Annotated in this window: 23 protein-coding genes; 12 read left to right on the forward strand and 11 right to left on the reverse strand. The window is 34.4% G+C overall.

Features of this window, described 5'->3' with window-relative positions; all coding sequences use genetic code 11:
* The first annotated feature begins 40 nt into the window (after positions 1 to 40).
* Positions 41 to 229: a hypothetical protein gene (locus ACQY22_RS05215; protein ID WP_428325453.1), complete on the forward strand. Its 189-nt coding sequence runs from the start codon at positions 41 to 43 to the stop codon at positions 227 to 229.
* A 1-nt stretch (position 230) separates the two neighbouring features.
* Here the strand turns inward: ACQY22_RS05215 and ACQY22_RS05220 are convergent, their stop codons facing one another.
* Positions 231 to 452 carry a histone family protein gene (locus ACQY22_RS05220; RefSeq protein ID WP_048071117.1) on the reverse strand — a complete coding sequence of 74 codons (222 nt, stop codon included), beginning with the start codon at positions 450 to 452 and terminating at the stop codon, positions 231 to 233.
* A 96-nt stretch (positions 453 to 548) separates the two neighbouring features.
* Between ACQY22_RS05220 and ACQY22_RS05225 the strand changes: the two genes are divergently transcribed.
* Genes ACQY22_RS05225 through cgi121 form a run of 3 tightly spaced genes read left to right on the forward strand, consistent with a single transcriptional unit; the run spans position 549 to position 2,545 of the window.
* Positions 549 to 1,304, forward strand: a complete 756-nt coding sequence (locus ACQY22_RS05225) for a TatD family hydrolase (protein ID WP_428325526.1) — start codon at positions 549 to 551, stop codon at positions 1,302 to 1,304.
* 30 nt (positions 1,305 to 1,334) lie between these two features.
* Positions 1,335 to 1,730: a hypothetical protein gene (locus ACQY22_RS05230; RefSeq protein WP_428325454.1), complete on the forward strand. Its 396-nt coding sequence runs from the start codon at positions 1,335 to 1,337 to the stop codon at positions 1,728 to 1,730.
* A 41-nt stretch (positions 1,731 to 1,771) separates the two neighbouring features.
* A complete protein-coding gene (gene cgi121, locus ACQY22_RS05235) occupies positions 1,772 to 2,545 on the forward strand; it encodes a KEOPS complex subunit Cgi121 (protein WP_428325455.1) in 774 nt (257 codons plus the stop codon).
* Here the strand turns inward: cgi121 and ACQY22_RS05240 are convergent.
* The 5 genes from ACQY22_RS05240 to ACQY22_RS05260 form a co-directional block, all read right to left on the reverse strand.
* On the reverse strand, positions 2,537 to 3,058 hold the full coding sequence (locus ACQY22_RS05240) for a THUMP domain-containing protein (RefSeq protein ID WP_428325456.1): 522 nt from the start codon (positions 3,056 to 3,058) through the stop codon (positions 2,537 to 2,539). The genes cgi121 and ACQY22_RS05240 overlap by 9 nt on opposite strands.
* A complete protein-coding gene (locus ACQY22_RS05245) occupies positions 3,055 to 3,651 on the reverse strand; it encodes an L-threonylcarbamoyladenylate synthase (RefSeq protein ID WP_428325457.1) in 597 nt (198 codons plus the stop codon). The genes ACQY22_RS05240 and ACQY22_RS05245 overlap by 4 nt, the downstream gene beginning before the upstream one ends.
* Positions 3,652 to 3,803: 152 nt before the next feature.
* Complete coding sequence (locus ACQY22_RS05250) at positions 3,804 to 4,091, reverse strand: winged helix-turn-helix domain-containing protein (RefSeq protein ID WP_428325458.1); 288 nt, start codon at positions 4,089 to 4,091, stop codon at positions 3,804 to 3,806.
* 119 nt (positions 4,092 to 4,210) lie between these two features.
* Positions 4,211 to 4,852: a hypothetical protein gene (locus ACQY22_RS05255; protein ID WP_428325459.1), complete on the reverse strand. Its 642-nt coding sequence runs from the start codon at positions 4,850 to 4,852 to the stop codon at positions 4,211 to 4,213.
* A 60-nt stretch (positions 4,853 to 4,912) separates the two neighbouring features.
* A complete protein-coding gene (locus ACQY22_RS05260; protein WP_428325460.1) occupies positions 4,913 to 5,122 on the reverse strand; it encodes a hypothetical protein in 210 nt (69 codons plus the stop codon).
* A gap of 224 nt (positions 5,123 to 5,346) precedes the next feature.
* Here ACQY22_RS05260 and ACQY22_RS05265 point away from each other — a divergent pair, with 224 nt between their 5' ends.
* Both ACQY22_RS05265 and ACQY22_RS05270 read left to right on the forward strand, forming a co-directional pair.
* The gene (locus ACQY22_RS05265; protein WP_428325461.1) at positions 5,347 to 5,730 is read left to right on the forward strand and encodes a hypothetical protein; all 384 of its coding nucleotides are present in this window, start codon (positions 5,347 to 5,349) and stop codon (positions 5,728 to 5,730) included.
* Between the two features lie 60 nt (positions 5,731 to 5,790).
* Positions 5,791 to 6,075 (forward strand): Fe(2+)-trafficking protein, encoded by a 285-nt coding sequence (locus tag ACQY22_RS05270; protein ID WP_428325462.1) that lies wholly within the window; start codon positions 5,791 to 5,793, stop codon positions 6,073 to 6,075.
* On the opposite strand, the gene ACQY22_RS05275 is transcribed toward ACQY22_RS05270, so the two are convergent.
* Positions 6,072 to 6,533, reverse strand: coding sequence for a hypothetical protein (locus tag ACQY22_RS05275; RefSeq protein WP_428325463.1), 462 nt, complete (start codon positions 6,531 to 6,533; stop codon positions 6,072 to 6,074). The two genes, ACQY22_RS05270 and ACQY22_RS05275, sit on opposite strands and share 4 nt — an antisense overlap.
* An 80-nt stretch (positions 6,534 to 6,613) precedes the next feature.
* Here ACQY22_RS05275 and ACQY22_RS05280 point away from each other — a divergent pair, with 80 nt between their 5' ends.
* The 3 genes from ACQY22_RS05280 to ACQY22_RS05290 are packed head-to-tail and all read left to right on the forward strand — an operon-like array spanning position 6,614 to position 9,078.
* Positions 6,614 to 7,615, forward strand: a complete 1,002-nt coding sequence (locus ACQY22_RS05280) for an adenylosuccinate synthetase (RefSeq protein ID WP_428325464.1) — start codon at positions 6,614 to 6,616, stop codon at positions 7,613 to 7,615.
* Positions 7,616 to 7,664: 49 nt separating this feature from the next.
* Positions 7,665 to 8,357, forward strand: a complete 693-nt coding sequence (locus ACQY22_RS05285; RefSeq protein WP_428325465.1) for a hypothetical protein — start codon at positions 7,665 to 7,667, stop codon at positions 8,355 to 8,357.
* A complete protein-coding gene (locus ACQY22_RS05290) occupies positions 8,338 to 9,078 on the forward strand; it encodes an orotidine 5'-phosphate decarboxylase (RefSeq protein ID WP_428325466.1) in 741 nt (246 codons plus the stop codon). The genes ACQY22_RS05285 and ACQY22_RS05290 overlap by 20 nt, the downstream gene beginning before the upstream one ends.
* Here ACQY22_RS05290 and ACQY22_RS05295 read toward each other — a convergent pair.
* The 4 genes from ACQY22_RS05295 to ACQY22_RS05310 form a co-directional block, all read right to left on the reverse strand.
* Entirely contained in the window at positions 9,058 to 9,477 is a 420-nt protein-coding gene (locus ACQY22_RS05295) for a bis(5'-nucleosyl)-tetraphosphatase (RefSeq protein WP_428325467.1), read from the reverse strand. The genes ACQY22_RS05290 and ACQY22_RS05295 overlap by 21 nt on opposite strands.
* Positions 9,474 to 10,271 (reverse strand): polyprenyl diphosphate synthase, encoded by a 798-nt coding sequence (gene uppS / locus ACQY22_RS05300; RefSeq protein ID WP_428325527.1) that lies wholly within the window; start codon positions 10,269 to 10,271, stop codon positions 9,474 to 9,476. Before uppS ends, ACQY22_RS05295 begins: the two co-directional genes overlap by 4 nt.
* Positions 10,272 to 10,344: 73 nt before the next feature.
* Positions 10,345 to 11,490, reverse strand: coding sequence for a DUF373 family protein (locus tag ACQY22_RS05305; protein WP_428325468.1), 1,146 nt, complete (start codon positions 11,488 to 11,490; stop codon positions 10,345 to 10,347).
* A 71-nt stretch (positions 11,491 to 11,561) separates the two neighbouring features.
* Positions 11,562 to 12,059 (reverse strand): hypothetical protein, encoded by a 498-nt coding sequence (locus tag ACQY22_RS05310; protein WP_428325469.1) that lies wholly within the window; start codon positions 12,057 to 12,059, stop codon positions 11,562 to 11,564.
* A 250-nt stretch (positions 12,060 to 12,309) separates the two neighbouring features.
* On the opposite strand from ACQY22_RS05310, the gene ACQY22_RS05315 reads away from it, so the two are divergent.
* From ACQY22_RS05315 to ACQY22_RS05325, 3 genes are all read left to right on the forward strand, one after another.
* Complete coding sequence (locus ACQY22_RS05315) at positions 12,310 to 12,456, forward strand: DUF5679 domain-containing protein (protein WP_238523217.1); 147 nt, start codon at positions 12,310 to 12,312, stop codon at positions 12,454 to 12,456.
* 71 nt (positions 12,457 to 12,527) lie between these two features.
* The gene (locus tag ACQY22_RS05320) at positions 12,528 to 12,950 is read left to right on the forward strand and encodes a translation initiation factor IF-2 (RefSeq protein WP_428325470.1); all 423 of its coding nucleotides are present in this window, start codon (positions 12,528 to 12,530) and stop codon (positions 12,948 to 12,950) included.
* Positions 12,950 to 13,246 (forward strand): DUF424 domain-containing protein, encoded by a 297-nt coding sequence (locus tag ACQY22_RS05325; protein WP_428325471.1) that lies wholly within the window; start codon positions 12,950 to 12,952, stop codon positions 13,244 to 13,246. Before ACQY22_RS05320 ends, ACQY22_RS05325 begins: the two co-directional genes overlap by 1 nt.
* Positions 13,247 to 13,256: the final 10 nt, after the last annotated feature.

Raw genomic sequence — 13,256 nt, forward strand, 5'->3', positions numbered from 1 at the left:
TTTGGGAATTCCTTAAATGCTAAAATGTTCTAAGATACACATGGATTCAAGAATTGCATTATTTACAGTACTAGCACTTGTTGCAGTATTTGCAATGGCACTTCCTATGGATTCTGTTTATGCACAAACAACTGACATCCTTCCAGATGGTGAGGGTGAAGATGGTGAAGGAAAATCTTGTCCATTCAAAAACAAGACTGCATCAGTTAACACCGGTTTGAATATCTAGATTAGAATTTGTTAAATGGTTTTGAAGCTAATTTTACGTCTTCTCCTTTTACAGTCTTTCTTCCTGCATGAGAAGCCATGTCTACTGCACTCTTTGCAATGCCGTTTGCCACTTCTTCAATGACTCTTCTTAATTCATCAGCAGATTCGTCACTGACTCTTTCAGCACCTGCTTTTTTTAGAATTCTATACATTGCAGATAGTCCCAATTCTGATGATTTCATGGATTCTGTTTTCATTTTTTGTGAAAAAAGATAGTGAGTGAAAAAATATCACTAAGGAATCGATTTATACAGACTATTTTAAGAATTGATCAAGAAATGACTTGGCAGTTTGATTCTCACATTCATCTCTCTGATCCGCAGTATTCTACTGACATGCATTTTATTTTACAAGAAATGAAATCCTTGAAAATCAAAGCATGCTGCGTATCTATGGATGCACAAAATTCACAAGAGACCTTGGAGCTTGCAAAAAAAAGTGATCTTGTTTTACCCTTTATTGGAATTCATCCTGAATGTGCAAATGATGAACTGGAAAAAGTTGTCACCATGATTGAAAACAATCATGATGCTCTTGCAGGAGTTGGAGAGATTGGATTGGACCCAACTTATACAAATAATGATGAAGACACTAAAAGACAAATCCATGTCTTTGAAACTTTGCTATCTTGCGCTGAAAAATTCAACAAACCAGTTTCAATTCATTCCCGGAAGAGCTTGGATGATGTATTTCAAGTCATGACATCATATGATACCAAACATGCTTTGCTTCACTGGTTTGATGGAAGCAAAAAACAACTTGCAAAGGCCATGGATATGGGATTCTTTGTTTCATTTGGTCCTGTAATGGTTTATGCTAATGACAAACAGGTTTTGTTGTCAAAATGTGATGAATCAAAAATTCTAGTTGAAACTGATGGTCCTGTGAGATTTTCTAGATGCTTTGAGATGAAATCAGCTGATATTGGCTTTGTTCCCAGTGTGATCTTTTGTGCCTCAAAAATTCTGAATAAATCATTTGATGAGACTGCATTATTACTGGAAAAAAATTCCAACGCATATCTTGGAATATAGGTATAAAATACCCTAATCTTTAGACGATTTGTGGATAGAATAAAGAGTCTTTCATACAAAGTCTTAGAAACTCACAAGTCAAAGTTTGGTGAAGATTTTGCTGATAACAAAAAAATTCTAGATCAAGTATCCATCGTTCGCTCAAAAGGACTCAAAAATGAAGTTGCAGGTTACATTACAAAATATATCAAAAGAGAAATTCGTGATGAAAAAGCAAAACAAGCACGAGAAGAAGCTTCCAAATCCCTAGAACAAGAATCTCAAGTAGAACCTAAACCCGTAGAGGCAACTGAAACTACAGAAGCACCTGCTGCAGAAGCAACTCCTGAAACCACAGAAGCACCTGCTGCAGAAGCAACTCCTGAAACCACAGAAGCACCTGCTGCAGAAGCAACTCCTGAAACCACAGAAGAAAAATCTGAATAATGCACTAAGTATTAATTTCAAACTTTTAACAACACATCATAATGATTACTGTAAAACTTGTTGGCGGTGCCAAGAAATCTTTTACATCAGAAAAATTAGAATTTGAAAAATCTGACATTACTATTCAAGAACTAATTGACTTGTTATTGGAAACAAAGCCAGATGATTCTCCAAAATTAGATACTGAAAATATTTTGATTGCAGTAAATGGTGTTGACTCTTCTGCACTTGATGGAAAATCGACTATACTTCAAAATGATGATGTAGTTAGTATTATTCCTGTAATTCATGGCGGTGCTTCAAAAAAACTACTCTACAAGGTATCCTCAAAACAGATTCAAGTCATCCAAATCAAAGGTCAAAATGATATTGATGTAAAATTTCTTGATAATCTCAGAGAAAAGTTCCCTAAAATTCAACTCCAAGCAGTATCAAGTAAATTTGTCTTGAACAGTTATCATCTCAAAAAAATACTATCTCTTTCACTAGAGTCTCAAAAAAATGATGTTTTACTCTCAAATAAACTTGAAACTGATATTTTGATGCGTTTTGCAATATCAAAACAAATCTCTGCTGCAATCACTTCTGCAGGAATTAAACCAAAAACTGATTTTCTCTTAATTGCAATTGGAAATAAAACATCTCTTGATTCCTTGTACAAAGAATTATCTTCACTTTCTGTTCCATTGTTTTCAAAAAATAACGAGGCATTCTTGAAAAAATCATTTAATATTTCAAAAAAACAAATTGATTCTGTTTATTCCAAAAACCCATTGGAAGATATTCTAGTAGAAAAAGCAGCAGTCTTACTCTGACATACTGCGTTTAGTTTTCTCTGTGCTTAAAATGTCGGATTTTTTTAGCACAGAAATTCCAGTCTTGTTGCCCAAAATCTCAATTAAGACAACCTTGTCTGGAAACTCTAGTGATACTTGATTTTTTATCTTGTTGGCAATTTTTGTAATGATTTCCTGACTAGACATGTCTGAATTTCTTTTCTCAATTGATATTCTGTATTTTTCATCTTTAGATATTTCATCAGCTAATTCTTCAACAACTTTCTCAATCTCTTCAAGTTTTGTCTCTACCATTCTCTGAATTGGAATGATTCTCAAACAATATCTGACACTCCAGGGCTCATCAAGAAGCATCTCCTTGATCTTTCGCACTACCTCAACTGGTTCTAGCTTTGTTTCAGCAGTTAGAATCCCTGACATGCTTGTGATTGTAACTTTGGGATCAGAATCTCCAAATTCATCTAAAAATCCCCTCAACTCCTCTTCTGTTTCTGGCTCTAGATGTCTGGCACACGTTATTATCAGATTCATACCTTCAAAATCTCCTCTTTGCTCAAAGAACCTTCTCTGATAATTTTGATCTTGCCATCTTCTATTGCAACGATTGTTGATTCTCCTTTGCTTGTAATTGTTCCTCCATCAACAAAAACATCATAGTTTTCCACACTCTTGATGCATTCCTGAGGATCAAAAAATGATGGTTGTCCTGAAACATTTGCACTAGTTCCAATTAGATAATGACATTTTTCCAATAATTCTAACGTACATTTGTGATTTGGAACTCGTAGTGCAATTTTGTCTGAAAGATTTAGTGATTCTTTTAATTTTTCATCCTTTAATTTCAAAAGAATTGTTAGTTGACCTGGCCAAAATTTCTCTACAAGTTTTTCTGAAATCTCATCAAATTCAGCAATCTGACTAGCTATCTCTTTAGAGTAAACTAAAACTGGAAATGGTTTTGAAAAATCCCTTGATTTAATCTCGTAAACTTTTTTTGCAGACTCTTTGTTGTAAGGATTACATCCAATCCCATATACTGTATCTGTTGGAAAAACAACTATTCCTCCATTATCGATTATTTTGGATGCTTTCTCAATTCCTTCCTTGTCACAGTTTACTTTCATGCTTTATCCCAGTTTTTTTGTTTAATTACCATTTTCTTTTGAAAAGTTTTTAACATCATATTTTTTCTATGGTAACGTATGTCTAATCCAGATTATCAGGATACAGATTTTGAAGATGACTTTGATGATGAATTAGATGAATTGGATGAAGATTAGATGTTTAATCCAAAGTTGTCTGCAAAGCTTGTAAATTTGTAATATGCTTGAAGAAATTCTCTACCTGTTTGGCTGATTTTGTATTTGTTAGAACCTTGACTGTCAACTTGCTCTAAGAGACCTTGAGAAACTAGTGTTTTTAGAATTCTTGAAATTCTGGAATGAGAAACATTTGCTTTTCTAATCAGATAAGTTACTGTTGCTCCATCCTCATCTTGAAGATCATCTCTGGTAGTAGCTAGAATGTCGCCAATAATTTTCATATGTGTTCTATACTCTGCCATTTCTTACTGATTATTTTGAGAATTTCTATGATAGGACGTTGATATTTTGCAATATACCAAAAAGATAAAAGAATTTGACAAATTTTGCCCTTTGTTCAAATTCGAGCCTAGATTAAAAATCACTCTAACCCTTCATCAAATTTTATCTTGGTTAGAGGAACCTTGCTAACTGGAATGAATAGTGCAATCAGACCGCCAATTTTAATCACCATTGATACTGAATAGAGAATTGATTCAGGGAATACAAATGAGTACCATCCAAGGAATTCTCCTAACGCCAATAACGCCAATCCAATTGAAACTGAGATTGCTCCTTTGTTTCTATTGTCAATGTAGGATAGCATTGTTTCAATTGCACCATATGCTAACAAGATGAATGAAACTGATCTAAATAGATGTTCCAACTGCACTGATGAAACTAGAAAGAATGGTAAGATTCCAACTGATCTAAAGTAACTTGATTTTGGAAAAAATGATTTGATACTATGTGAGAATGCAATGAAAAAGTATCCTACTGTTTGGATTGCAATTCCCAAAGTTTGTACCCATCTTTCAATGTTGCCAGACTTTATGACAAAGTCTTCTGCCATGTATCCTGTCCAAATCACAAAGAATCCTATACTAATTGAGAAAAATGCAATTGTTAATCTAAATAATGTTGGACTACCTGTATTTCGAAATCCAATTAGTGACATTATTCCGATTCCAAGTCCTACCAAAAATCCTATGAGATTAAGTATATTTTCTAACAGAAATTCCAATGATGTTTAGAAAATTGTTAAACTAATTATTTTAATCTGATGAATGATTTTACCATCTTGTTAATCCCATTCATCTAGAGAACCTGCAGTTTGTCCTTCAGTACTACCTGCATAGTCTCCTAGTATGTCTGAGTATGTTGCTTGATTATGTGCTACAAATTTTATGTATTCTCCATAACTCATGTCCAAATCACAAGAACCACATTTTACAAAAGAAAAATCTGGTGACAATTCTGCATTTTCTTTGCATTTAGGGCACTTTATCTTCATGAATGATTTGGTCTTTGTTAATTATTATTACTTTACATAACAGAATTTTCAAGATACTGTTTTTGAGAAATATTTCTAGTCGTAAACTAGGATTTTACCGTGTAAAACCCAAAAATTGATTGTTTTTGTTATCTGAACATATTTTTAAAAATTAACAAAAAATCAGACAAATTTTTCGATTCACACCAACCATAGTTATCTTTTATGAAATTCACAAACCATTCATGAGCCAAAAACTAAATTATGATGGAGTAATGCACCGTCTCTTCGACCTTGATGAGAACATTCGATTTGCTGCAGTAGCTAACATGAATGGTGAAATTCTAGCAACTCATTCAAGACCAAATACTAACTTGTATCTTTCACATGATGACACTCTAGATACAATCCAACATGCAATTGGTGCATGGAAATCCCGAGAGAAACATTACAACAAAGTTGGAGAAGGACTCTATACATTGGCTGTTTATGAGAAGCTAAGAAGGGCAACAATTCCATTGCCAAGTGGAAATCTACTTCTTGTAACAATTGACAACTCTGGTGGTCAACAACAAATCATGGAAAAAATTCTCAATGAAGTAAAAATTCATGATTATACTACAGGGTAAACCTCTTCTTTTTTATTCAATTCAATAAAAGATAAAAGGAGTTTCAAATTGCTAGATTCTATGACTCGTACTTGTACAAAATGCAAGAATGAAATTCCTGATACTGAACAATTAGGTCTAGTTAATGAGAAATATCCTACATGCAACAAGTGTTGGGCTGAATGGAAAGAGTATCAAATCATGGTAATGAATGAATTGAAACTTGACATGTCAATGGCAGATCACAGAAAATTACTAAAAAAACACGAGAAAATCTTTGTAGGTGTAATGTCTCCTGAAGGGGAAGTCATTGATTATAGCAATGAAGATAACAGAAAACCTGATGAGCCACAGACTGGTGCTTAAAACTTCAAGTGTTTTTTTGCATTTTCAGGAATAACTAGCATTATTCTTCTCTTTTTGTCTTCATCAAGACTGTTGATAATTTTTTTTACTGCATTTGCTAGTGTCTCTTTTTCACCATCCTCTAGTGTGAGATAGATTTCCAAGATTCCATCTAAATTGAAAGTGATTAATTTTTGTGGGTTTTGTGCAACTTCTACAATGTATGCTGAAAACAGACCTTCTCTTTGCTCTTCAGACAGTGTGGCCAAAATCTTTAGCCACGTCTTGAAGAGTTTTGCAAAATTTGGAAATGGGATTGTTGGTCCTGCCTCTAATGCATTGTTGATCACTTCATCCTGATCTGGTTTTGCTAATGAAAAAAATTCCATCATACGTTTTTTTAGAATTGGGTTTCTCAAAAAGTCTGGAAGATTTGCTAAATTGACAATGATGTTTCCTGCAAAATTCTCTCCGACCATCGATCTAGAAAACTAATTCTCGGTTATAAAATGATGTCACACCACTTTAGCTTAAATAAACCAAAGTCAAGTTCAACATTATGACATCTACTGTTGTAGTTGGTGGATTTTTTGGAGATGAAGGAAAAGGAAAGATCATCTCATATTTGGCAATTAAGGATAATCCAAAAGTTATAGTTCGCGGTGGTGCAGGACCAAATGCAGGTCACACCATCAAAGACGGTGATAAAGTTTACAAAGTCAGAATGCTTCCAAGCGGATTTCTAAACAAAGATGCCAAAGTCATGATTGGTCCAGGAGTTGTGATTAATCCTGAAGTATTACAAAAAGAGATTGATGATTTTGGTGTTTCTGGACGAGCATTTATTGATAAACACTGCGGAGTTATTGAAGAGACCCACCTTGCCCGAGATTCCAAAGGTGAACTCAAAGAAAAAATTGGTAGTACTGGTTCAGGAACCGGACCTGCAAATGCTGATAGAGCAATGAGGGTCTTGAATCTAGCAAAAGACTTTGATTCTTTGTCTTCTCTAATCATAGATGTACCTGCTGAGGTCAATTCTGCTATAGACAAAAATGAAAATGTCCTAGTTGAAGGCACTCAAGGCACGTTTCTCTCATTGTGGCATGGTACCTATCCATTTGTAACCTCAAAAGATGTTACTGCTTCAGGAATTTGTGCTGATATAGGCTTGGGTCCAACCAAAGTAGATGAAGTGATTGTTGTCTTCAAGTCTTATGTTACGCGTGTAGGTACAGGTCCACTTGACAAAGAACTCTCACTAGAAGAAGCAGAAAAGAAAGGCTGGTCTGAATTTGGAACTGTAACAGGACGTCAACGTCGTGCAGCTGATTTTGATTTTGATTTAGCTAGGCGTGCAATCATGCTCAACGGTGCAACACAAATCTCAATTACAAAGTTAGATGTGTTGTTTACAGACTGTGCAGGAAAAACTTCGTACGATGAATTGTCTGATGATGCAAAAGAATTCATAAAAAATATTGAAGATGAATTACACACGCCTGTTACAATTATTGGAACAGGACCAACTGTCAATGATGTCATTGACAGAAGAAACTAGGCTCCAACTTTTTGGATAAGTTTAATTTGTTAATCGATCGTTAACTTTCGTGGAACAACCTTCTCCTTCTCCTTCTCCTGTTGACAAACAACCTCGATACATACAAGTCAACTCCACTTTAGAATTCACTAGGCTCGTTTGCGCACTAGAGCGTGCACCACGCGTATCTTTCTTACATGATCATGATGGCAGAAAAATTCTATCAGTCCAGATGGATGTTCTAAAAGAAAAACCAATTGTATACTTTACACCATTAGACAATAACGGCCACTATCTTCGTTATGGATTAACAGGTGGAAAAGAAGAATCTGAAATTGTAGATACAACTTCTGATTCTAGCAAACTATATTCTCCAATTGTTAGAATAAAGTCTCTACCAAAAACATTGAAACCTGGAAACGGAACTCTTGATAGATATCAGCCAATTGAACTAGAAGACATGTCTAGTCTTGCAAAACTCACATGGGGTTTTGAAGATATACCCTTCCCGTTATTCTTATTCCCTCACAATGACAAGTGGCTTTTAGGTGTCTTCATGAATTTCCATGAAGAAGGCACATCGTACTTTTGTCATGTCTTACTAGATCAAGATCCACAAAAACCATTCCTAAAGTTTTCAACTAGTAATGTAATTGAACCAGTCTTCGTAGATAACCCTGCAGAACATGGTTATTCATACATCAAAATAATAAAATTAAAAGAGACTCATCCATTGGTTGACTATGCTCACCTTCAAAACTAGACTTTCTCAGATCGCAAAAACAAATGGCAAAGTAATTCTTGCCAATGATTATGATCCCTCTGTAAAAAATTTAGAAGTCAAAACTATCTCTAATATCAAAAAATTACATCCATATCTTTGTGCAATCAAATTAAATTTTCATCTGTTACTTCCACTCAGTGAAAAACAAGTTCTAAAAATAAACAAAACAGCTCACAGATATGGTTTGCAAACAATTGCAGATATCAAACTAAATGATATTGGAAACACAAATCGTGTAACTACGGAAAACTTGTGGAAGATGGGATTTGATGCAGTTATTGCGAATCCTATAATGGGATTAGACAGTCTCAAAAATCTCGTAAAATCTGCCCACAAACATGGTAAAGGTGTCATCACTTTATGCCATATGAGCGCCCCTGAGGCTAGATTGTCTTATGATATGGAGGTAAAACTGAGAAAAAAACAGCAACTCTATCAACTGTTTTTGGATTGGGCTCTGCAATCTAAAGTTGATGGAATTGTAGTTGGCGCAACTTTTCCAAAAATTATTCAATATTGCTCAAAAAAGGCTGGACGAAAACTCAGTATTTTCTCTCCAGGAGTTGGAACTCAAGGTGGAGATGCAAGCGAAGTGATTTCTTCTGGAACAAACTATCTAATTGTTGGAAGAACAATTCTTAATGCAAAAAAACCAATTGATGTTGCAAAAGGTTTGCAGTTAGACAGTCTTGGTAAGTAACATTTGAGCTTTTGTTAGAACTGTTTTTGCATTATCAAAAGTAGTTTTTTCCATTGCAGTGTTGTAATCCATCCAGGTATAATCAAGGTGCTCATGTGAAATGTTTACTTCTTTGGTTGTGGTTTCAGCTAAAAAGAAAACCACTTTTTTGTGAACTAGTTCCTTTTGATATTGAAAATTATATTCAATCCACTCTTCAAAACCATCTAAAAACTTCGCATCAGTTATTCCAGTTTCCTCTTTTGTTTCTCTAATTGCAGTTTCATGTGTGGATTCACCCTTTTCCATTTTCCCCTTTACAAAATCCCAATGCCCTGATGGATAGTGTAAAAGTAAAAACAAATTTTTAGAATCTTCTTTTCTAAACAATACTATTCCTGCTGATGTCTCTTCTATCATTTTCCTAATCTTCTTTTTCTTTCTTGAAATGTTCTAATGGCTCGCATCAAATCTATCTTCCTAAATTCAGGCCAAAATATGTCCATAAAAACTAATTCACTATATGCACTTTGCCACATCAAAAATCCGCTGAGTCTTTTCTCTCCAGATGTACGCAAAATCATGTCTGGTGATGATTGTGGTAAATGTGATGTGTAAAGATTTGATTCAATTTCTTTTTTTGTAATTTTCTCAACGTCTAGTTGACCATCTTTAATTTTCTCACCAATTTTTTTAACAGCATCAACTAATTCGTATTGTCCTCCATATGCTAGTGCAATGTTTAGAAAATGATTGTCATAGTCTTTTGTAGCGTCATCTAGTTTTTTTAGAATATCTTTGATAGAATCAGGTAACAACTCAATTCTTCCAATCCCCTTCACTCTCATCTTACATCTATGGATTCGTGGATCGTTGTACAATTTTTCTAGTCGCATACGAATCAACTCATAAAGATGATCTAATTCTTTATCATTTCTATCTAGATTTTCAGCTGACAATGCATACAATGTTACAATTTTGATGTTAAATTCCTCACACCAATCAAGAAGATTTTCTACTGCATCGGCTCCTTTCCAGTGTCCTGCCTTTGGAATTGTTAGATGTCTTTTTGCCCATCTTCTATTTCCATCTAAAATTAATGCAACATGATTTGGAATGTCTCCACTTTGAATCTCATTTTCTAATCTTTTCCCATAAATTTTGTAAAGACCTGATAGCTGGAAAATTACATCTTTGATTTTACTAATACCGATTCACCTTTTGATGACTAGTGCACCATTAAAGATATCAGTGTTTTTGCAAAATTCAGCCTAGAAATAGTCTAAATTAATCTGAAACCATTTCTTGGTCTTTGTGTTTTCTGTACTTTTTGAAGAGAATTGTAGCTGAAACCAGGGTAGCTGCAAGTCCTCCAAGCAGTGGTGGAATCAGAGTAAATGAACTTACATCAGAAATCATGATGTTTGTAAACTGATAGATTGTTGGATACAAAGCAATCAATACAATTATTCTCAAGATATCGCTGATTTGTCTTGGCACTCCTCCAATCCAATTACTAAGTAATGTTCCTGCAAATATTGCACCTAATCCTGTCCATAGTATTGGTAATACTCCTGCAATAAACTGACCAATGATTACTTGATCAGTAATCTTTACAATAAATTCTGAATCTGATTCTATTAGTTCTGGATCAATTGACGCAACTCCAGCTGGTACTGATGATAGTATCAACAATACTCCTGCAACCATTGTAAACATTCTGATAAAACCCATCGGCGTCGGCTTTGACCAGCTTGACCAAACTCTATCAATATCAAATGCACGAATCAAAAATGCACCACCTAAAATACTGACAAGCACTGCAAAGATTTCTGTAGTGATTCCAAATACTGCTGCAACTCCACCAATTAACAAAAGAATTCCTGGAACCCCCAAGAAAAATTTAGAATATCTGGAATCATATGCAATCATTTTGAGATATTTTCCAAATACTGCATAAGAATACTCTACACTTCTACTTACTTTCATTACAACACGTTGTACTGAAACTACTGGTAGAACATTTTGAATTACTGGAATAACACTTTCATCATCTTCACCATCTGAAACAATAACTGCGCCATTTGCAGAAAATCTATCTAAAACTTTTCTTGTTTCTGCAAGAATTTTTTCATCAGCTTGAACTCCTCTATCTTTGACACCTGCAACTGTAACTACTTCAACTTGATATCCTTTACTTACCAAATCTTCATATGTTTTAATTGCTGAAAATATGGAATTAGAATCTGCATCTTCGGGGTCTTCTAATGCAAGTCTCTGTGCTGCCTCAATACATGCATCTCTTCCAATCACTGGTGTGACAATACCTGCCTTTTCACCTACGTCATTATCTCTGTCTACACAAATTACGAGTAATTTATTGGCAGTAGATGCATTGACATCTTTTTCAACCTTGTCTGAGCGTTGAGACATTCATCTTGTATCGTAAAATTGCTTTTTAACGATTTCCAACCATTATGATTAGTAAAATTCGGTTTTTGAGGCTAAGGTCTTGAGTCATCAGAAATCTTGACAAGTTCCATAGATTCGTCTTTTAGTGATTCAATTTTTTTCATTGCTTCAGAGATTTCATCCTGTGATCTTTCATTTTGTATCAAATTTGCCAAAACTTTGGTCTCTCCAATGTATGAATTGAATTTCTTCATTGCATCCATGTAACTGATGTAACTGTTTTGCCATTCTTCAGGAGGTTTTGATGTTACAAATTCGCTGATCTGAGATGTTATTTGAGTTGATGTAACATCTGCTGATGCAATATACTCTTCTGGTGTAATCTCTCCGTCTAGGAGTTTCTGATATTCTATCAGAGTTGATTCTTGTAAAACTTCGTGAATACCTTTTGCCCCATCTAGATAATTTTCGTAATCTGTAACAATGAATGTGGTTTCATTTTGTTGAGGAACTGTCCACACCAAAAAACTGGCACCCGTAATTACACCCAAAATAATTATTGTAATTGCAATTCCTTTTTTTAATACCATTTTTCTTCTATAATGTCTGCTAGTTTATAATTGATAATCTTTGAAGAAATTTTCTATTATTAAACAAATATTGGAAAAATTGGTTTTTGGCATAATCTTGGCCATAATTTTGTAAAATTAACTAACATTCGTTAAAATTTTTGAATTTAGGCTTTTTCTGAGGCACAAAAAAATTTACGCACGTCTAGTCTGTAGTTAAATAATTTTCACAGGCTCTTCCTAAATACCAGCGTGTTTGACAATTTTTAGAATGGTTACAGCATATTGCGTAAAATGCCGCGAAAAAAGGGACATTAAAGATCCCAAAGAAACTAAACTAAAGAACGGACGTCCTGCCGTAAAAGGTACATGTCCTGAATGTGGAACTAACGTTTTCCGTATCGGAAAAATGGAATAATTTAGAAAGAAAATCCACACGACTTCTTCTTTTTCAAAACCCATATAGGGTCTAGTCTACACTATTTTTTAGTGACCAAAGCAGAATACGAAAGTCTACTCAAAAGGATACAGGACAAACTAGGTGATACTGAAAAAACCTCTACTGCTAGGTTTGAACTTCCTGTTGTAGATGTAATGTGGGAAGGACAGAAGACTTTCTTGCGTAATTTCTCTGAATTCCCAAAGGTGCTTAGACGAGATCCTGACAAAGTATTACAATATCTCTCAAAAGAGTTTGCAGTTCCTGCTGAAAGAATAGGTGACAAGGCCATGTTTATTGGAAAACGTGATCCTGATGACTTTACCAGACTGTTTCAAATTTATGTTAAAGATTATCTTGAATGTCCAACTTGTAAAAGTCCTGATACAAAGATACTAAAAGAAAATCGCATATCATTTTTGATTTGTGAGGCATGTGGTGCCAAGTCAACTCTAAAAGGTAAATATGCATAATGCCATTTGCAGTACGTCAAACTGATTATCAAAAAAACCAAATGTTAAACATCTGTGATGCAGAACTATTAGGTAAAACTATTGTTGAAGGTGAACTGAACATGCACATCAGTGAAAGCTATTACGGAGAAAGATTTGTTGAAAAAGATGAAGCTGAAAATTTACTAAAAACTTCTGCCATAATCAATATGGTTGGAGAAGAAACAATTTCTTTATCCATTAGGTTGGGGGTCGGTTCTGAAAATGGTGTTAAAAAAATCTCTGGTGTTCCTTTTCTTATTGTTTTTAAAATGTAAAATGTCCTTT

The organism is Candidatus Nitrosopumilus sp., assembly GCF_965263415.1.
Taxonomy (GTDB): Archaea; Thermoproteota; Nitrososphaeria; order Nitrososphaerales; family Nitrosopumilaceae; genus Nitrosopumilus.